General features: G+C 35.2%; 13 protein-coding genes. 12 read left to right on the top strand and 1 reads right to left on the bottom strand.

Going from position 1 to position 20,238, the window contains the following annotated elements; all coding sequences use genetic code 11:
• Positions 1-4 precede the first annotated feature (4 nt).
• Positions 5-1,645, top strand: a complete 1,641-nt coding sequence (locus J8M14_RS00795; RefSeq protein ID WP_211072444.1) for a contractile injection system tape measure protein — start codon at positions 5-7, stop codon at positions 1,643-1,645.
• Between the two features lie 161 nt (positions 1,646-1,806).
• On the opposite strand, the gene J8M14_RS00790 is transcribed toward J8M14_RS00795, so the two are convergent.
• Positions 1,807-1,965 (bottom strand): hypothetical protein, encoded by a 159-nt coding sequence (locus J8M14_RS00790; protein WP_211072443.1) that lies wholly within the window; start codon positions 1,963-1,965, stop codon positions 1,807-1,809.
• A 34-nt stretch (positions 1,966-1,999) separates the two neighbouring features.
• On the opposite strand from J8M14_RS00790, the gene J8M14_RS00785 reads away from it, so the two are divergent.
• The 11 genes from J8M14_RS00785 to J8M14_RS00735 all read left to right on the top strand — a co-directional run bounded on the left by J8M14_RS00785 (position 2,000) and on the right by J8M14_RS00735 (position 20,186).
• Complete coding sequence (locus J8M14_RS00785; protein WP_211072442.1) at positions 2,000-5,446, top strand: DUF4157 domain-containing protein; 3,447 nt, start codon at positions 2,000-2,002, stop codon at positions 5,444-5,446.
• Between the two features lie 14 nt (positions 5,447-5,460).
• Complete coding sequence (locus J8M14_RS00780; RefSeq protein ID WP_211072441.1) at positions 5,461-6,432, top strand: tetratricopeptide repeat protein; 972 nt, start codon at positions 5,461-5,463, stop codon at positions 6,430-6,432.
• Positions 6,433-6,438: 6 nt separating this feature from the next.
• Positions 6,439-7,005, top strand: coding sequence for a hypothetical protein (locus J8M14_RS00775; protein ID WP_211072440.1), 567 nt, complete (start codon positions 6,439-6,441; stop codon positions 7,003-7,005).
• A gap of 90 nt (positions 7,006-7,095) precedes the next feature.
• On the top strand, positions 7,096-8,526 hold the full coding sequence (locus J8M14_RS00770; protein ID WP_211072439.1) for a vanadium-dependent haloperoxidase: 1,431 nt from the start codon (positions 7,096-7,098) through the stop codon (positions 8,524-8,526).
• A gap of 85 nt (positions 8,527-8,611) precedes the next feature.
• Positions 8,612-9,373 carry a ParA family protein gene (locus J8M14_RS00765; protein WP_211072438.1) on the top strand — a complete coding sequence of 254 codons (762 nt, stop codon included), beginning with the start codon at positions 8,612-8,614 and terminating at the stop codon, positions 9,371-9,373.
• A 24-nt stretch (positions 9,374-9,397) separates the two neighbouring features.
• Positions 9,398-11,395: a DUF4157 domain-containing protein gene (locus J8M14_RS00760; RefSeq protein ID WP_211072437.1), complete on the top strand. Its 1,998-nt coding sequence runs from the start codon at positions 9,398-9,400 to the stop codon at positions 11,393-11,395.
• Positions 11,392-12,369, top strand: coding sequence for a hypothetical protein (locus J8M14_RS00755; protein ID WP_211072436.1), 978 nt, complete (start codon positions 11,392-11,394; stop codon positions 12,367-12,369). The genes J8M14_RS00760 and J8M14_RS00755 overlap by 4 nt, the downstream gene beginning before the upstream one ends.
• Positions 12,370-12,394: 25 nt before the next feature.
• Positions 12,395-13,711, top strand: a complete 1,317-nt coding sequence (locus J8M14_RS00750) for an ATP-binding protein (RefSeq protein ID WP_211072435.1) — start codon at positions 12,395-12,397, stop codon at positions 13,709-13,711.
• A 366-nt stretch (positions 13,712-14,077) separates the two neighbouring features.
• Positions 14,078-17,137: a TonB-dependent receptor gene (locus J8M14_RS00745; protein ID WP_211072434.1), complete on the top strand. Its 3,060-nt coding sequence runs from the start codon at positions 14,078-14,080 to the stop codon at positions 17,135-17,137.
• 15 nt (positions 17,138-17,152) lie between these two features.
• Entirely contained in the window at positions 17,153-18,694 is a 1,542-nt protein-coding gene (locus J8M14_RS00740) for a RagB/SusD family nutrient uptake outer membrane protein (RefSeq protein WP_211072433.1), read from the top strand.
• 19 nt (positions 18,695-18,713) lie between these two features.
• Positions 18,714-20,186, top strand: a complete 1,473-nt coding sequence (locus tag J8M14_RS00735) for a hypothetical protein (protein WP_211072432.1) — start codon at positions 18,714-18,716, stop codon at positions 20,184-20,186.
• The last annotated feature ends 52 nt before the right edge of the window (positions 20,187-20,238 follow it).

The raw sequence follows: 20,238 nt of genomic DNA, 5'->3' as shown, positions 1-20,238 counted from the left end.
TATGATGCAGAAACATCTTATTGGAAAACAAATTCTAGAATTAGAAATTAATTCTTCCAAGGATGCCTATGCCATTCAGCAAAAGATGAGTCAACTGGTTCAGAAAGAACTATCTCCTGCTTTGAATAAACTTTTTGACACTCTAGTTGATAAAAACACAATGATTCTATTGGATAGTATAGAGGTTGATATTGGTGATATCAATTTAGAAAATGGGGATTTTAATAAAATAATTGACAAGATAGTTTTACTCTTAAAAGAAACCATAGAAGATAAATTAAAAAACATCGATAGTAAGAAGAATATAAAAAAACCATTTAACAGAAAACAGATTCAAAAATTTTTAAATGGTGATAGAAATGAATTTTTGAATAAGAAAACTTCTGAAGTTGAACAGAAATATACAAATGGAAGTTTATATGATAAAGAAACAAACCATATAGAAAGGAGATTACCAAAAGAAGCTATTAACCAACCCCTTAGAAGGTATTATTTTGAAGCGTGGTTACATTGGTTAGGGAAAGGTGTATTACCATCTTATGTCATTCCACCAGAAAATGATTGGATAACATCAGTGTTAGAAACCTTAGGGTTAGATATAGATGCAGTTACGATTTTAGAAAAAAAACTAAAGAAATCATCAGTAGCTTCACAAAGATTGATTCTACAACATTCATCGCAGGATTTAAAATCTATTGTAGAATTGTATACCGGATTTTCTCAAGCAAGTCTATTAAAAGTATTTGATGAAATCGAGCAGATATTTGTTAGGCATAAATCAATTGTTCAAGATAGTTTGCTAATAAGCTTCAGAGAGTTAGAAATCAAAATATGGAAAGAAATCTTTGAAATAGTAATCTTTAAAAGACAAAAAATAAATACAATCTCCATAGTAAAAGAAACGATAAATCAACTGGTATTAGAGAACGTAATAAATGGTATTCAATTACAAAAAATAGTTAAAGAAGAAGTACAGAAAAAGAAAAGTAAAGACTATGCTACGTTAATCGAAATATTTGATAAAGATACAATTTATGAAGAAGTGGAGGATGGTGCGGCAATCAAAGATGAGATTGAAAATAGAAAAGATTCATTAAAAGAGGAAACCGTTGAAGAAGATATTATTTCTAATGAAGAATTAGTGTCGCCTCAATATTTTAAAAATGCAGGAATGGTATTACTTCATCCTTTTTTAAGTCATTTTTTTAAAAAGCTAAATCTTATAGAAGGAAAAGATTTTATAAACCATGTAACCAGAAGCAAAGCCGTGCTCCTTTTACATTTTTTAGCAACTGGAGAGGAACAACCAAAGGAATATGATATGGTGCTATCAAAATTCCTTTGTGAGATGCCTACAAATATTCCATTAGATCATACTTTGATTATAACTGAGAAAGAAAAAGAAGAATCAGATGCTTTATTACAAGCTGTTGTAGAACATTGGGGAGCTTTAGGTGGAACATCACCAGATGGTTTACGCGAAGGTTTTTTAAGTAGAGAAGGGAAATTAGAAAGAGAACAAACAGGATGGAAATTATATATAGAACAAAAAACTCTGGATATTTTATTAGATAAACTGCCTTGGAATATAAGTATCATTAAACTCCCTTGGATGAAAGAAATGTTAAAGGTAGAGTGGAGATAAAAAATAAAAAATAAACTGAAGACTACTGAATCAAATAAAACAAGTTCTGCACAACCAATTGTTCAGGCCAAGCGAGAACCTTTCTTTAATAAAGATGGGAAGGATAGTTTTTTCTCTAAACCTAGAGAGTCTTCACAATCTTTTTTTAATCCTAATACAATTCAACCAAAACTTACTGTTGGGCAACCTAACGATAAATATGAAGTTGAAGCAGAAACTGTAGCAGATCGAGTAGTAAGGCAATTAAATAATCCTGCCACATCTTCAAGTACCCCAGAAACTTCTAACACTGCAAATTCGATAAATTCTTTTTCAACCATACAAACAAAACCTAAAATTGATGGAGAAGAAGAATTGCAGAAAAAAGAAGAAGAAATAAAAGAAACTGAAGAAAGCTTACAGCGTAAACCTATTTTTGAAAGTAATGCAGAACCAGAGCCGGAAATACAATCTAAGTTAATAAATGCACCTTCTATTCAGGCTTCTAAAATAGCTGACCAGTCAGAAGAAGAACTACAGAAAAAAGAAGAAGAGCTTGAAGAAACAGAAGAAAATATTCAAACAAAATCAGATGATGCTACAAAAAGCGCTTCTCCAGATTTAGAAAGCCGTCTTAATGATAGCAAAGGAGGAGGAAGTCCATTGTCTTCTGATACTCAGGAAAGCATGGGGTCTGCGATGGGAGCAGATTTTAATGATGTTCGAGTTCATACAGGAAGTAATGCAGTGCAAATGAGTAAAGAATTAGGAGCCCAGGCATTTACTCATGGTAGTGATATTTATTTCAATCAAGGTAAATATGATACTAATTCTACTTCCGGAAAACATTTATTAGCACATGAATTAACCCACACAGTTCAGCAAGGAAGTTCGGTGCAAACTAAAATGATTCAGAAAAATGGTGAAACTACACAAACACCAAGTACAGGAAGTACAGAAACTACTGAAGATGTAGTTACCCCAACCCATGAGTATACTCATCCCGAAAAAGGATCCATAAATACCCAAAGCAAAACGTTGACTGTTCCAAACCTTTCTGTACCGACTTTTAAGGCAGGTTTTGGTCCATCAACACGTTTTACTATTCCAAAAGGAGGTTTTCCAAGAAATAATAACCATCTCCCTGAATGGGAAAGAGATGCTATGACCGGAGGGACTTTTACAAGGAGATTTACAAGTTATGCAGCCAGTTCTAATGCACCCAATCTCTCATTCAATGGAGAACAGATATTTTATTTGGTTCTTAAAGGAGGGTCAAGAGCACAGCGCAGAGAGGCCGGTCATCAACAAGAAGGAGATTCAGGTGTGATCTTTGGAAGTATAGATACGATAAAACAAAGAGCATCTAGACCATACTGGGATAGACGAGGTCAGTATATTCCTCATGATGTAGATCACAAACGAGAGATACAATTAGGCGGTGCAGAAACTGATACTTCTAATATGTGGATGTTAGAATCATCGGCCAATAGATCCTCAGGATCACATATCAATAATTCTAAACAAAGGAAAGTAGAAGAATTAATACGCTTAGGAGGGCCCAACTTAATTAATCCACCATCATCTTATGATGACGTAAAAACTAACTATGATGTCGTGGTTGAGAATGGTGTTAGAGCAGATTCTAGTATGGATGGAACTGGAAATCCTCGTCAAAATTGGGAAATGGATAGAATTAAGGATGGACATCATCTCCAAGGATTAAAATTTCTTACAGAATCAGAGGTAGATGCAGCAGGATTAAGAGGAAGCCCTGATGAATTGTTATTGTTTACTAATCAGACAGGAGGAAGACCTATTAGAATTCCTTGGGATGAACAAGCACAGGCTAGTGGTAGGAAAGATGGACTAAATGCTCCAATAGGTAGACGTGGTGGTGCAATGATTATAATTAATACTGTAACATATAATTCAACATCTGGAGAAGGAAATCAAGGAGGAAGCGGCACTATTGTTTGTACTGCTTTTCCGGGATCTAGGGGAATGATTAGAGAAAAAACAAACTTGGCGTATGATGTTCGTCCTATAGCTGGGGTATCTTATGGAGGTTATATTACCAGAGATAGTGTACTACAAGCGGCATTGCACGCTTTAGAATTTAAACATTTGAGCCCTATTACGCTAACAGAAGCTTCATTAGATGATAATATTGGATTGAGAGCAAGAGGGCAAGTAATGCCATCCATTCCATTATTGAGTGACGCAGGGATCGAACTCGTAATTGATGAACAAGGAGCTAGATTGCGTAAACTGTTTACTAAAAATGACTATAATTTTCCTTCTCCTTTTGAGGTAACAAATTCATCTCTTGAAGTTTTTGCCGGAACTGAAGGCTTCGGAATTAATGGAGAGATGAACTTTAAAATAAATCACGTTGGGGAAGGGTTTCTTAGAGGTAATTTCTCTACCGAAGGAGGTTTTGCTTTAGCCGGTGGGTTTAATTTTGATTCAGAGCTCTTCGATCCCGCTAGCATAGAGGTGTCTTATGAAAATGAAGTGCTAACAGTGACAGGTTCTATAGGAATTCCTGAAGGAAAAGTAAGAGGAGTAAAAAGTGCAACCATTACTGCTACGTATAGCGAAAATACGTTTACGGCAACTGGAGAGGCAGAATTAGATATTCCGGGTATCCAGAGAGGCTCAATGACTGCAACCTATAATGATGAAGGATTCTCTATTGGGGGTGAATTCCAGTTAAGAGATGATGTTCCGGGAATACGAAGTGGAAGTGTTTCTGCTACCGTGAGCAAGCAAAATGGCGAGGAAGGGTATAATGTTATGGTATCTGGTACAGCTCAACCTGATATCCCAGGGATCAATTCACAATTGACAATAACGTATGATAATGGAGCTTTGACGATAGAAGGATCCGCAGCATATAGTAGAGGAATGCTAAGCGGTACGGTAAATGTTGGAGCTACAAATAGAGCTATTGGAGATGATGGTCAACCATCCGGAGAACCTGATGATACTATGAGAGTATATGGTGGTGGAAGCTTGACGTTAACCCTTACACCTTGGCTACAGGCAACTGCAGGAGTTAAATTTCTGCCAAATGGAGAGATAGAAGTTACAGGAAGAATAGGATTGCCAAATACTGTAGATGTATTCGACCGCAAATCAATTGATAGAAACTTATTTAGAGCGCCAGCGATAGAGATTCCAATTTTTGCTATACCATTAGGTCCAAGAAGTATTGGATTAGTAGCAAGGATCACAGGTGGCTTAGATTTCTCTGCAGGTTTTGGTCCCGGACAATTAAGAGAACTATTTGCTGAGGTAACATATAATCCTGATAGAGAAGAAGAAACTACTATACACGGTAGAGGGGTTTTTGCCATACCTGCAGATGCAGGCCTTACCTTAAGTGGAGATCTAGGATTAGGGGTAAGTATAGGTATTGCTAGTTTGACGGGAGGGATAGAAATAGCTGGTACTTTAGGATTAGAAGGAGAAGCCTCTGCAGCAGTGGATGTAAATTGGAGTCCACAAACGGGCTTGGCAATAGATGCAGAAGGAAGAGTCACCGTAAATCCTAAATTTACTTTTGACATCAATGCATTTGCTAGAGCAAGCTTGGATCTATGGATAACAGAAATATCCGAAACCTGGAGGTATAATCTTGCATCATTCTCTTGGGGGCCAGATATCCAATTTGGAATTGTGTTCCCAGTAAGATATAGAGAAGGAGAACCTTTTGATATGTCGTTTGATGATATCGAAGTGATTTATCCTGACTTAGATATTATAGATATGGCAAAAGGACTGGCAACCAATGTTAAAGACCAAATTTTTGACTAATAAAGATTGAACTTATGAGTACACAAGTAGAGTTGTTAAATAATGAAGGCGTTAAGCATTTTTTGAAAGGCAGTTTTGATAAGGCTAAGAATAAATATCAGGAAGCTTTGTCAATATCACCAGATTATGCAACTACTTTGAATAACATGGGTATGCTTCTACTTCAGGAAAAAGAGTATGAAAAAGCAAGAAAGTTATTCAAGAGAGCAATAAAAAAAGAGGAAAATGCTACGTATGTATTGAACCTTGGACACACTTTTGCAAATCAAAATCTGCTAAAAGAAGCAGAGGATAATTATATAAGAAGTATCGAGTTAAATCCTGATTCACTTATGTCATGGAAAAGCCTTGCCTCTTTATATCAATACCAAAAAAAGTATATAGATTCTACACGAATATGGAGTAATGTTATTAATAAATATAGTACTGATCCACTTTATAAAATTGAACTGGCAAAGGATTTAATTGAGCTTAGAGAATATCAACAAGCTTTGGATATTCTTTCAGAGGCTTCAAAACAAGAAAATTATCAAGATATCAGCTGGTATTACATTGCACTAATTCACTTTCACCATAAAAATTTTGGGTTATCGGAGATTGCTATAAAAAACAGTTTAGCAGTTAATCCAAGTTCTTCAAAAGTTAGGTCACTATTAGCATCTATTTATTTGGGAGCATCTAAGCTTGAAGAAGCGTTAGGACAATGGAATCTTATTCTAAAAGAAAATCCCAAAAATCATAAAATTAGAACTGACAAGGCAGTGACCCTATTAGCTTATGGGAAGAGAAATGATGCCTTAAAAGAGTTAGATTTAGTTTTAGCTGATAGTAGAAGTGATTATAAAGCATTGTTTTATAAAGCTTTAATATTGATAGAGAGTGGTGTTAAAACTCCAGAAGTTAAAAATTATCTCAAAATAATAATTAATAAAAATAATGCCTTTACAGAAAAAGCAAAGAAATTATTGAAAAGCATAAATAACTAGTTACTTATGGATATAGCAACAGAAATTTATAATGATATCATAAAAGAAGAAGGATTCTTTTTTAGAGGGGTTCCATTAGGAGCAAGTTTGGATGAGGTAAAAGAACTTGAAGGGTTTGATTATGAAGAAGTTCTAGGTAGTCTTCCTCATTATGAGTATTTTATAGAAACAGGAGAAATGGAAGAAATCATTATTTATTATGGTTTTAAAGAAGGTGAAGATACTATAAATTCTATCGATTTGTTTTTGTATGCATATCCAAAAATTTATTGGGAAGATTCCGGGGGTGAGATAATAACCGATTTCTTTAAATTAACGCAACAAGGCAAGTTAGAGGAATATTCAAAGCATTTTGATGGAGCAAAAAATAAAATTATTCAAAGATTAGAGGATCAATTAGGAAAACCAGAGATAGTTGAAACGGATAATGTGTTTAATCAGCCTTATCACAAATTCAAAAAATATATGTGGAGGGGTGATAACAAGGTGTTTCTTTCTGCAACTGAGTATATTGATGATTCTAAAGGAGATAGTGTTCGAAATGTTTTACGTCTTTTCCTTACTAAGGATTAAAACTGTTATATCGCTATATAAAGTTCACAACTTCTTGAAAAAAACAAATAATAAAAAAAGTAATACAAAAGAATAAAAATATTAAAACAGATGGCAACAGATGACAATTATACACCAACAGAAGTCCAGATATGGAATCGATTGACCTGTGACGCTATACACTATGTTGGGATGCCACCAACGATAGCTGCCAGAGCATTAGCTATGGTACATACCGCTATGTATGACGCCTGGACAATATATAACGATGGAGGATGTGAAGTAAGTACTACAACAGGTAGCAGTTTTAAACAGCACGAAAGTCAATGTACCCAACACAATAGAGAAAGAGCTTATAGTCATGCAGCATATACTGTATTGCAAGAGTTATTCTGGTTGGATTTACCTGCAGAGAAAAAAAATATGTTTCGAGACTTTATGTGCGAATGTGATTTTGACCCGGATGATAAAAATCTGGAGCCTAATAACCCAGCAGGATTAGGTAACCTATCGGCTAAACTGGTTATAGAATGCCGTGCCGGAGATAATTCTAATCAATATGCTACACTAGAAGATGGGCGCTATTCGGATTTCACAAATTATCATCCGGTCAACCCTCCAGTACCACAACCACTTAAGTATGAGGAGCGTTGGCAACCACAATTGGTCAATAATAAGCCACAAGACTTTTTGACAGCGCATTGGGGGTTAGTAAAACCTTTTGCACTAAGCTGGCCGGGACAATTCCGTCCACAATCACCAGCTTCATGTAACAGTAAAGACTATAAGAGGCAAGCAGAAATGGTTTTAGAATATAGCGCTTGTTTAACTGATGAACAAAAATTGGTAGCTGAGTTTTGGGCAGGTATGCACGAGGATAAGTTTGTAGATTCTCCAAAAGACGGAGACCCAAATAGAACTGCAACTCCACCAGAACAATGTTGTAGACAAGCAAGATATCTATCCAGAATGTATGGGTATAAAAATGCTTTTGATATCAAAATGTTCTTTGCGCTGTCCAATGCTTTATTAGATGCTGGTATTGCAGCCTGGGATTGCAAGGTGTATTATGATTATGTAAGACCAATTTCAGCTATTCGAGACATATATCGTGGAAAAACTGTAGAAGCTTGGGGTGGACCTTGTGAAGGAACCAAAAGTATTGAAGGGGAAAACTGGATACCATATATTCCGACACCACCTTTTGCAGAATACGTTTCAGGGCATAGTACGTTTAGTGCGGCTGCAGAAGAAGTATTATCTAGTTTCTGTGAAAGTGGTAAATATGGAGAGTATGTGACTATACCCAAAGGAGGATCTAAAATAGAACCTGGTTGTACACCTACCGAAGATGTTACTATAGAATGGGATACATTAAAGGATTCAGCAAGTGAAGCTGGTATTTCCAGGTTGTATGGAGGTATTCATTTTAAAGATGGAGATATGGAAGGTCGTAAACTAGGAAATAAAGTAGGATGTGAAGTATGGGATAAAGTATGTCAATATTTTAATGCAGAATTAGGGGGAGATCCTAGAAGATAGGAAATTGTAGAGTATAAGTATACATTGCGGTTATGGGAAATAATAGCTAAATTGTATTACAAATTCTCCAAGCAATAATCATAATATGAAAGTAATCTCAATCGCTAATTTTAAGGGAGGAGTAGGTAAAACAACTACAGCGATCAATTTGGCAGCAGGACTTAAAAAGAAAGGTAAAAAAGTGTTGCTTGTTGATGTTGATCCACAATCTAATCTTACACAGTCATTGGGCATTACAGAAGATATTAAGGATTCTGTATATACTGTGCTGAGAAAAGAAGCTTTTGGAGAACAAACAAAAATCACTGATGTTTTAATGACTGCTTCTGATTTAGATTTAATACCCTCATCACTGGATTTAGCAGGTGCAGAGTTAGAGTTAGCAAGTGTATATGGCAGAGAGCAAATACTCTCACAACTGATAAAGCCTTTGAAAGGATATGATTTTATATTCATCGATTGCCCTCCGTCAATGAGTATGTTAACTATTAATGCTTTGGTAAGTAGTGATTATGTAATGATTCCGTTACAAGCAGAATTTTTACCATTAAAAGGTCTAAGAAGCTTTCTTAAACATTTTGAATTGGTAAAGAAACTAAATAAACGAATCGAGTTATTAGGTTTTGTATTAACAAAGTATGACAAAAGAAAAAAAATGAATCGACAGATCAAGTCAGAACTTGAAGAGGAGTTTTCTGAAGATTTGATTTTCAAAACATATATACGAAGTAATATTTCCTTAGCAAATGCTCAGGAGAAGGGTATGGATATTTATTCCTATGATAAAAACGCTAATGGAGCAAAGGATTACAATGATTTGACAAAAGAGTTTTTATCAAAATTTTAGTTAAACAAAAAAATCTTAGAACCTATGAAGAGTGCATTTTCCAGTCGAAGAAACAAACTCCCACATAGTAATGAGGGCAAAGAAAATAGAGAAACACCTTTTTTCACTAAGGAAGGTAAAAAACCATTTTTTAATGTTGCCAATGGAGGAGAAGTTCAGACCAAATTGGCGGTTGGACAACCAGGTGATAAATATGAAAAGGAGGCAGATAGCATGGCTGATGCTGTGGTAAACAATTCAACCAAACCTAATGTTCAAAATAAAGAGATAAGTTCTATTCAGAGAGAATCATTGGCAACACCGCAGGAAGATGAAAAATTAGGAACTGCAGAGCAACGAATGGAGGATGACAAGTTAGTACAAGAAAAACCTGAAATTCAACAAATGGAGAATGAAGAGGAGATGGTAAGTACCATGAAAAATGAAGATCCAGAGGATGAAATGGCAAGTAAGATGGAGGAACCAGAAGATAAGGAGATGGTGAATAAAATGGATCAACCTGCTGAGGAACAAGAAGAAATGGTAAATAAGAAGGAAGAGCCAATAGAAGAGGAAAAAGTACAAAAAATGGAAAATGAAGAAGAGGAAACAGTACAGACCAAAAGCAATTCCAATGCTAATCAAACAGCAAGTACAGGATTATCTAATAGGATTAAAAATAAAGCAGGTCAAGGCAGAAGAATGTCTGAAAATACACAATCAGAAATGGAAACCTCTTTTGGAAGCGACTTTAGTGACGTAAATATACATACAGATCAAGATGCTGTTACAATGAATAAGGAATTAGGTGCGCAAGCATTTACATATGGAAAAGATGTATATTTTAATTCTGGGAAATATAGTCCTGAATCTACTGAAGGTAAACATTTACTTGCTCATGAATTAACTCATGTAGTGCAGCAGAATGGAGCAGATATTAAGAGACAACCAGGAGAAAAAGATTTAAAGTCTCCACGTTTTAGAGGGGATTCTACATTAGAAAATGTATTAGATAAAAAGGAATATTTAAAAAATGGAAGTTCAGGTTCTTCTGTAGAAAGGTTGCAGCAAGGATTGGTAGACGCCGGTTTTAAACTACCTAAATTTGGCGTCGATGGTAAATTCGGCAATGAGACCAAAACGGCGGTTAAAAAGTATCAGAAAGCAAATGCTCTAGTAGTAGATGGTATAGTAGGAAGCCAGACTATGGGAGCATTAGATCTTTATTATGCAGTGGATAGAGGAACTGATCCACTACCACCAATACCAGGCAGTAAAGAGGCGCAGTTGCTGGCAATTCTTAAAAAAGGAGATAAAATGAGTAAAATAGAAGCAAAAAATGCTCAAAAATTGATGTTCGAATTGAACGGAGATGATTTTAAAAGAGCATTAAAAGCGGCTATAGATGATCCTAATTTTTTCAGCTGGCTAGGGAAACTAGGGATTCTTGGGATGTTATCTCAACTTTTAAAATCTTCAACGGAGGTGGTAATCCCAACCACATTGTTGAAACCGGCTACTAATGTAATTGACGCGGACTTTACTCGGGCTAATGAAATTTACAACCCTCACGGTATTGAGATAGAAAAAGGAAATTCAAAAACCTTAAGTGAAGAAGAATCTAAAAAAGTAATAGGTAATAATTTGATTCTAGATGAATTTACGGGTTCTTCCGCCACGGCTGAAGAATTAGAACTAATTAAGCATAACCGTATGAAAGGAAGAATGACAGGATATTGGGTTCCGGATATGCCAGACTCTAGAGGTGAAGCATTGATAAAATCTGATTTAGGAAATATGCCGGATGATCGTACTTCGGTAGTTGTGAACTCTAAAGCAAGAGCACAGGATACTTTTGCTCATGAGGTTGGACATGCACTTGGTTTAGATCACCCATCTTCTGATGATCCTAATAATTTAATGACTAGAGGAGGAAAAAGGAAGATAACAGGTCCAGGAATTGATCAGCTTACCCCAGGACAATTGACAACAATACGAAAAAGCTTATTTATAGAAATAGGTAAAAAAGGAGTTGGTAAATGAAAATTACTAGGATCAATAGTCTTATTTTATTGATTTTGTCTGTAGGCTTTGTTCAGTGTCAAACTAAAAAAGAAATAAAAAAAAATCAGCCAATGAATTCTGATGGAGATTTCTGGCATGCCATAACCACTAATAATAATCAAATATTTGTTGCAGGTGATATGGGAACAATGGTATGGATAGATACTGAAAACGAAGTAATAAAAAAAGCTAAAACGGACTTAGATAGACCATACATAGCAACATTAAATAATGGATTTGTAGCTGTAGGGCAATGGAATACAAATTTATTAAAGTGGAATTCCAAATACGAGAAACAACTATCCATACGATTATTTGATGGATGTATTACAGCATTGTCAACATCAAGAAATGAGATTTATGTAGCAGGAGCAAATAAGGACAGTACTTTTTCGGATACTATTAGCACAAAGCATAAGGATTACGTAAGGTTACTTCCAGGAAGTATTTTCAAAATTACTGAGGATGGAGTTTCTTTGAAAATTGATATCAAATCAGAGGGACAAATAGTAGATCTTGTTTCTGATGAAAATTGGATTACTTGGATAGATAACAAAGAAAAGAATAGTCTAAAAATAAAATTCAAAGATACTGAGAAACAATTTATTAACCCTAATGGTGATATTAACGCCCTTTGTAAAATAGACAAAACTTTATACTATTTGGATGAAAAAGGCATTGCACAACTAGATCCAAATAATATGGAGTATACATACTTATATGATTTCAATTTAGATTTGAAGGTATTGAAGATGATAGGTCACAAAAAAAGGTTCTATTTGATGACTAGCGAAGGAGTTTTTTTAATTCCAGGTAAAATAAAAATTAATAAAGGAGAATTTCAACCTGCTGATATTTCAATGTATAATAATGATGTGCTAATAATTAAAAAGGATGGTACTATTATACGAATTGGGAAAAATTTTGAACCAAAAGAGTATTCGATAAATTAAACATGAAAAATAGCCTTTAAACTATATGAGTGCCAGTACAGAATTCAATTATCTAAAAGAATTAATAGAACATCGTCTTGATAGTTATTTTAATAATGAAAACAAAAACTTAAAACAAGAAATACCTGTATTTGGCAAATGGGAGACAATAGTGCCAGATATAATTAAAGAGGCAAACCTTACTGATACTGAAAAAACAATATTACTTCTAGCTCTAAGCCCACATGTAGATAGTGGTTTTCTGGATGCTGTTATTCAGAATAAATTACAATCTACTGGTGATTTTCCAAAACTAGGAGGTGTTCGTGGTAAGAATTTTAGAGGATTTCTACCAACAGGAGAGACAGCTTCGTTTCTTATAGCAGAGAATGATTTTGAAAAAAGAAAAGAAGTTCAAGGTGTTTTTAATTCTGAACATTTTTTTGCAAAAAATCATATTCTTTGGCTGGAAGACCCTCCTGAAGGAGAGCCAAAAATGAGTGGTAAGATTGTTTTATCATCAGAATATGCCGAATTGTTCATATTAGGGAAAGTAAGTAAGCCTGCATTCAGCATGAAGTTTCCTGCAGAGATTATAGAAACCGAAATGACCTGGGATGATTTGGTATTAAACGAAGAAACACATTCACAAATCCAGGAGTTGCAAACTTGGATTACACACGGAAATACATTGCTTCATGAGTGGGGGATGTATAAAAAACTTAAACCAGGATATAGAGCTTTATTCTATGGTCCACCAGGTACCGGAAAAACGTTAACGGCTTCTTTGTTAGGTAAGCATACTGGTAAAGATGTATATAAAATAGATCTTTCTATGGTGGTTTCTAAATTTATTGGTGAAACAGAGAAAAATTTAGCAAACCTTCTTGCCAAAGCAGAAAAAACGGAGAATATTTTGTTTTTTGATGAAGCAGATGCCTTATTTGGTAAACGAACCAATGTTCGAGACGCACACGATAAATATGCCAATCAAGAAGTATCTTATTTATTACAAAGAATAGAGAACTATAATGGTTTAGTAATTCTTGCATCTAATCTAAAAAGTAATATAGACGAGGCCTTCGTAAGACGTTTTCAATCTATAATTCATTTTCCTCTTCCTAAAATGTCTGAAAGATTACAAATCTGGAAAAAAGCTTTTCCTTCTAAAGTTCGCCTGCATTCAGAAGTAGATCTTATTCAGATTGCCCAGCGATATGGATTATCGGGAGCAGAGATTATGAACATAGTTCAATATGCTTGTTTATGTACTTTAAAAGCGAGTAAAAAAACAATTTATCAAGCTGATATTGTTGCAGGAATTCAAAGGGAATTCCAAAAAGGCGGTAGAGTGATGAGGTAATAATAATCTTTGCCAATTATTTTTCTACAAATTAGGTACTAGATTAGATCTATATTTTTTTATGTTTCTATTTATCTAACATCAAACGTTTCCTAGCCTAAAGAAGTATCTTGAAATTTACTTAAACGTTTGAGAAAAATACGTATTTGTATTTGTATTTATGCTTTAATCTACTGTACTTTAGTTGTTTATGTGTATTTTTTTATTTCGAAAAATGTAATCCTTACGATACTTTTTTTACTGTTTTTAAGTGCTATATTCCAAACTTTTTTTGAATGAGATTTCATAAAAATTAATTTAGACAAGTGAAATTTTACGAGATACTCATTTTTAATACTATTTTTTTAACATTTTAAAAGCAGTCTTATGAAAAATAACTTTCTGAAGTTTTTTTACTTAGGAATCTTCATGATGATTAGTCAGGGCTATTCCCAGAGTGTTTCAGGGACAGTTACAGAAGACAGGGGGATGCCAGTTCCGGGAGTGAATGTAATTGTCAAAGGAACAACCAACGGGACATCTACAGATTTTGATGGAAAATATACAATAAACAATATAGACCCAAGTGCTGTTTTGGTATTTAGCTATTTGGGATTCCAGACCAAAGAAGTTTTGGTTAATAGAAAAACAACAATAGATGTACAATTACAATCTGATGCAGAGGCTTTAGGTGAAGTTGTGATTTTAGGTTATGGTCAGGTACAGAATAAGAAAACGCTGTCAACAGCAATTTCAACAATTTCACCAAATCAAATCGAAGAATTACCAATTCAGAGAGCTGAAGGGGCTTTGCAAGGAACCGCACCGGGAGTTGTAGTGTCACAAACATCAGGTTCACCAGGTTCACCGCTTACAGTAAGAATACGTGGAGTGGGTTCACCTAATAGTTCATCTCCACTTTATATTGTAGATGGTTTACAAGTTCCTAATTTAGAATATCTTAACCCTAATGATATTAGTAAGATATCTATTCTGAAAGATGCAGCTTCCGCAGCGATTTACGGGTCTAGAGGAGGTAATGGTGTTGTGTTGGTTGAAACTAAAAAAGGAAAAAAAGGGAAATCTAAACCAGATATTACTGTTAAAGGATTTTATGGTATTCAGAGCTTGGGAAATAAGCCTGATTTAATGAATAAAGATGAATACATTGATTACTATAATGCTGGAGTAGCAGCTGCCGGAGGTGATCTAGCACAGGGTTTTAGAGGTGCTTTTACAGATGAAGAGAGTGCATTGTTACCAGATACGGATTGGTATGATGTGCTTTTTAATGACGCACCGGTACAAGATATATATGTATCTCTTACCGATGGAGGAGAAAAAATAGCCTACGCTGTATCCGGAGGAGTTTTTGATCAAGAAGGGATTGTAGGAGGAGAAGGAAAATCTGAATTTAACAGAAGTAATATAAGAGGTAGTTTAAACGCTGATATTACTGATAATCTTAGTGTAAGTTTATCAGCAGATTATCAGAAAGTTGATCGTTACTTTTTAAGTGAAAATAATGGAGGTCCTGGTAATGCACTGATGAATTTTATTACCGCAATTCCTGCAATTTACCCTGTATTTGCAGAAGATGGAGAAATTTTTAATCCAGGACGACAAAACCCTAATCCATCCTATAGAGGTGTGCCTCTTAATGTATTAGGAGCGGTAACTAACCCTATTTGGAGTATTGATATACAGAATAACCAAGCAGAGCAAGATATCTCTGTTTTAGGAGGGGCTTTAAACTGGGAACCTTTTAAAGATTTAAAGCTTACGGCAACCTATTCATCTTTTAGTCTATCAGCTTTAAATAGAAGCTTTGTGCCTACAATATCAATCCCTAGTCAGATATTTAACAGTGGTCCGTTTGGAAACTATTCAGAGTTTAGCACGGAGTTCACAAACAGACAATATGGATGGACTGCGGATTATCTTTTTGGAGGTTTAGCTGATAAAAATCATTATTTAAAAGTTCTGGGAGGGTATGAAGTTGTAGAAAGAAGCTTAACCAATGGTAGTTTGGTATCAGACCCTGGTGAGTTTTTGACAAATAATTTTGATGATGTTAATTTTGCCTTATCTACAGATATTACGGATGCATTAGTTTCACCATTAAGAGTTCAAGAAGTTGGATTGGTTTCCTATTTTGGAAAAATAGATTATAACTATAATGAAAAATATTTATTAAGCGCTACGCTTAGAAATGATAGATCATCTAATTTTGGAGAAAATAACCGTTCCGGTTGGTTCCCATCTGCCTCTGCAGGTTGGGTGATTTCTGAAGAGAACTTTCTTCGAGATTCTAATACTATTAATCTTTTAAAACTTAGAGCTAGCTGGGGTATTAGTGGTAATGATACATCACCCCGAGCTTTAGCTTATCAATCCGCCGTTAGTACAGCAGCTGGGTACGGAGGAGCACAAGGAAGAGTTCTTACTGGTTTAGCAAACCCAGACTTAAAATGGGAAGAGTTGGAGCAGATTAATTTTGGTTTTGATCTAAATGCTTTTAATAATTCTTTAGCGTTGACAGTAGAATATTATGATAAAGAAACATCTGATATTTTATTAGCTGCTAATACCCCATTAACTTCAGGATTAAATCCTTCGGTTGTAAATGTTGGTAGTGTAAAGAATTCAGGATTAGAAATATTATTATCATATAGAAATACATATACAAGTGGATTCTCTTGGAATGCTTCAGTAAATGTTGGGTTTAATGAAAATGAAGTAACCAATCTTGGTAATGAGGGTCAGGCTATTGGAGGTGGATTCACTGCACCATTATTTGCAGATAATATTACATTAACAACTGTTGGTGAGCCTATTTCTAGTTTTTATGGATTTAAAGTTGAAGGAGTTGATGCGCTTGGAAATTTAGTGTTTGCGGATTTAGACGGAAGTGGTAACGATAAAACTATACCTAATGCCGGTGACAAAACTTTTATAGGAGATCCATTCCCGGATTATACATATGGTATTAATCTCGGAGCTAGTTATAAAGGTTTTGATGTATCAGCTTTTCTGTTTGGTTCTCAAGGAAATGACATTTTTGATGCTACTATTCGCTATGATGCAATTGGTTCTAATAGACCAGTTTCTTATGCAGAAGCCGGAGCACCAAGAAATATAGCAGCAACCAGCTTAACTAATGGTGAAAATTTGGTATCAGACTTTCACGTAAAAGATGGTTCTTATTTAAAGATAAAGAATGTGTCAATAGGATATAGTCTTCCAGAAAGTGCTATAAGTGCTATTGGCGCTGAGAAAGTAAGAATTTATGTATCGGGTCAAAACATATTTGCATTTACTGATTATGATGGGGTTGATCCTGAAATAGGAGAAAATACCATTGATAGTTCTTTAGATATTGGTATAGATAGAGGATTCTTCCCTCAGGCAAGACAATTTTTACTAGGATTCGAATTTAACTTTTAAAATATAGCATTGAAAATGAAAAAGTTCAATCAATTAAAATGGATAAAGAGCAGTATTGCTTTAATAGCTGTTCTTATTGCAGCGGCTTCTTGTAATACAGATGATGTTTTAGATAAATTACCTGTTACAGAAATTACCGCGGATAATGCATTTAATACAGAAAAAGACGTTCTAGGATCTTTAACTTCTGTATATGACCCTCTACAGTGGCAATTTGTAAATGGGGCGCATACATTTCCTCAGATGTTTCAAAGTATACGATCTGATGATGAGCATTCTCAACAAGCGGCTTTCTGGGCTATTGGTGCCAATTTTGATCAATTCAATACGATTTTGCCAACCAATGCTAGTGTCGCAGGGGTATGGAGTAAATGGTATCAGGGAGTGGCAAGGGCTAACTTTACAATTAAATTGGCCAATGAATTTCCAAATTTCGAAACGGATGGTTTAAGGGATAAAATTATTGGTGAAGCAAAGTTTTTAAGAGGGTTGTACTATTTTGAGTTAGTTCGCCTTTTTGGGGGAGTTCCACTTTTTACCGAACCAATTACTAGTACAGAAGATGAGTTGTTTAAACCTAGGTCTAAAACAGCAGAAGTATACACTCAGATTGAAAATGATCTAAGAGATGCAGCTGATGTATTACCTATGAAAGGAGAAACTGATCAATGGAGAGCTACTTCGGGAGCAGCTCTAGGAATTTTAGCAAAAGTGCATTTATATCAAGGAGAGTATTCAGATGTAGTGAGGCTTACAGAGGAAGTCATGACTCATGGATATTCATTAGAAGAGAATTTTGGAGATAACTTTAAGTTAAATAATGAATTCGGGAAAGAATCGCTTTTTGAAATTAATTATGTAGATGGTTTAGTCGGAGGTGGTTTTGAAACACCAACACCTATACAAGAAGGCTCCGGTTCCTGGAAGTTTATGTTCATGTTTATAGATAGTTATGAGTCATTTGGTAATATGTTACCCAGAAGAACTCTGGTAGAGTTTTTTGACGACAGTGATTCCAGAAAAGAAGCAACTTTTATTTTACCAGGATCTAGAACATTTTCCCCAGGTTTAGAAGCAAGAGGTTGGGATCCGGCACCAGCTAGTTTCCCTTTTGCTATAGGAAACGATGCAATGAGTAGAAAGTTCTTCTTAACCTTTGAAGAAGTAGATGGTTTACTTTCTCCTTTTCAATCTCCTTTAAATGAAAAAGTATTGCGTTATGCAGATATATTATTAATGCATGCTGAAGCATCTCTGATGGGTGGCGGCGGTGATGGTTCTTCATCATTTCAGCAGGTAATTGATAGAGCTTATGGTCCAGGTAACTCTGCTGCTCCCGCATATGATTTACAAGGAATCAAAGATGAAAGAAGAAGAGAGTTAGCAACTGAGGGATGGAATAGATTTTCGGATTTAGTGAGATGGGGTGATGCTAAACAAGCTATTGATGCAGTAGGAAAAACTTTTACCATAGGAAGAGATGAATTGTTACCAATTCCTCAAGTAGAGATTGATGTTTACCCTCCAGGGATGTTGGAACAAAATCCTGGATACTAATAATATTAAACAAATTAAAATGAAAAATATATTTCAAATAAAATCACTTTTTAAGTTAGGAGTTTTTACTCTGGGCTTATTATTACTTGCTTCTTGTGAAGACGATAGTGCAGAATTTAATTTTCAAGTACTTCCTTCTTACCATGATGGTATCCAAAACCTGGATGAGACTGGAGTAGACTGTGGTGGTGGTAGTGGTGTTGCCTGTCCAAGCTGTACTGATGGTATTCAGAACCAAGGAGAAGAAGGTGTAGATTGTGGAGGGCCTTGTAGTAGCAAGTGTGCCGATGCTACCCCGAGAGCTGATGAATTAGCAACAGGTGGATTACCTTATTATTATACATTTGAATCTGGAGAACCACAATCAGGTAAAGTGATTACTCCTAGATCTTCTAACCCTGATGGTTCGGCTTACAGCCAAGGCGTAACTATATCTTATGGGGCGAGTGATCCGGCAGGCAGTGATGATGCCGTAGGTTTTGTGGTTAGACCAGAGAATGGACCATTTGGTGGTTTTGAAGATTTTAAATTTCAATTTTCTAACCAACCAATTGATTTTTCTGTATATCATAAGTTTACCTTAGATGTTTACATTCCTTCCTCAAACAATTTTTCAGGTTCTTTACAACCCAAAGTAGAATTGATTTTACATGATAATGTAGATGGAAATTTCTGGCAGAGATGGACTATAATTACTGTTACAGTTGATGAGTCGGATTTTGACTCATGGGTAACCTTGAAGTTTGATGGAGAGAATGCTGCTGCCGCGGATACCGGTATACTATTACCTGTGAGTAATAATTATGATAATATTACATTGCGTTTTGGAGGAGATGGTCATCAAGAACGAGGAGAGTTTTATATAAAAGATTTTAAACCGACTACAAGTTTTGTTGCGCCGGGAACTCCTAGAGCAGATGCTTTATCATCTAGTGGATTACCTAGATATTTTACGTTCGAAGCGGCTGATGCATCTTCAGGTCTTAATTTAGAACCAAGGACTGTTAATTCTGATGGTAGTGCGTATGGGCAAGGGGTAGATGTAACATATGGAGTAGCAGACCCTGCGGGAAGCGATGACGGTGTTGCTAGAGTATACAGACCAGATGATGGAAGATTTGGAGGTTTTGAAGACTTTAAATTCCAGTTTCAAGATATGCCAATTGATTTTTCAGAATATTTTAAGTTTAAAATTGATGTATATATTCCATCAGGACAAGATTTCTCCGGAGCGTTAACCCCAACAGTTGAGTTAATATTGCACGATGATAACCCTAACTTCTTTGAGAGATGGACCATTATCTCTCAAACCGTAACAGAGTTCGATACTTGGGTTACGTTAGAATTCGATGGCATAAATGCAGCTGCTGCAGGATCGGGGACATTATTACCTAGTAATGGAACTTATGATACATTTACTTTAAGATTTGGAGGAAGCGGTCATACAGTAGCTGGAGAGTTTTTTGTAAAGGATTTTGTGCCTTTTCAATAAGTAATAAATTGTCAAAGGAGAAAGACCTTCTTCTTTGATTTTAATATCCATT

The organism is Aquimarina sp. MMG016 (assembly GCF_018100805.1).
Classification (GTDB): Bacteria; Bacteroidota; Bacteroidia; order Flavobacteriales; family Flavobacteriaceae; genus Aquimarina.
Note: the sequence above shows the minus strand (reverse complement) of the source record. Positions and strands in the feature narration are given on the sequence as shown.

What these genes read in the sequence shown, in the direction of transcription:
- J8M14_RS00755 (WP_211072436.1), top strand. Translation starts at nt 11,392, where the DNA reads ATGAAAATTACTAGGATCAATAGTCTTATTTTATTGATTTTGTCTGTA.
- J8M14_RS00790 (WP_211072443.1), bottom strand. Translation starts at nt 1,965, where the DNA reads ATGGTTGAAAAAGAATTTATCGAATTTGCAGTGTTAGAAGTTTCTGGG.
- J8M14_RS00765 (WP_211072438.1), top strand. Translation starts at nt 8,612, where the DNA reads ATGAAAGTAATCTCAATCGCTAATTTTAAGGGAGGAGTAGGTAAAACA.
- J8M14_RS00775 (WP_211072440.1), top strand. Translation starts at nt 6,439, where the DNA reads ATGGATATAGCAACAGAAATTTATAATGATATCATAAAAGAAGAAGGA.
- J8M14_RS00760 (WP_211072437.1), top strand. Translation starts at nt 9,398, where the DNA reads ATGAAGAGTGCATTTTCCAGTCGAAGAAACAAACTCCCACATAGTAAT.
- J8M14_RS00735 (WP_211072432.1), top strand. Translation starts at nt 18,714, where the DNA reads ATGAAAAATATATTTCAAATAAAATCACTTTTTAAGTTAGGAGTTTTT.
- J8M14_RS00780 (WP_211072441.1), top strand. Translation starts at nt 5,461, where the DNA reads ATGAGTACACAAGTAGAGTTGTTAAATAATGAAGGCGTTAAGCATTTT.
- J8M14_RS00750 (WP_211072435.1), top strand. Translation starts at nt 12,395, where the DNA reads ATGAGTGCCAGTACAGAATTCAATTATCTAAAAGAATTAATAGAACAT.
- J8M14_RS00770 (WP_211072439.1), top strand. Translation starts at nt 7,096, where the DNA reads ATGGCAACAGATGACAATTATACACCAACAGAAGTCCAGATATGGAAT.
- J8M14_RS00795 (WP_211072444.1), top strand. Translation starts at nt 5, where the DNA reads ATGCAGAAACATCTTATTGGAAAACAAATTCTAGAATTAGAAATTAAT.
- J8M14_RS00740 (WP_211072433.1), top strand. Translation starts at nt 17,153, where the DNA reads ATGAAAAAGTTCAATCAATTAAAATGGATAAAGAGCAGTATTGCTTTA.
- J8M14_RS00745 (WP_211072434.1), top strand. Translation starts at nt 14,078, where the DNA reads ATGAAAAATAACTTTCTGAAGTTTTTTTACTTAGGAATCTTCATGATG.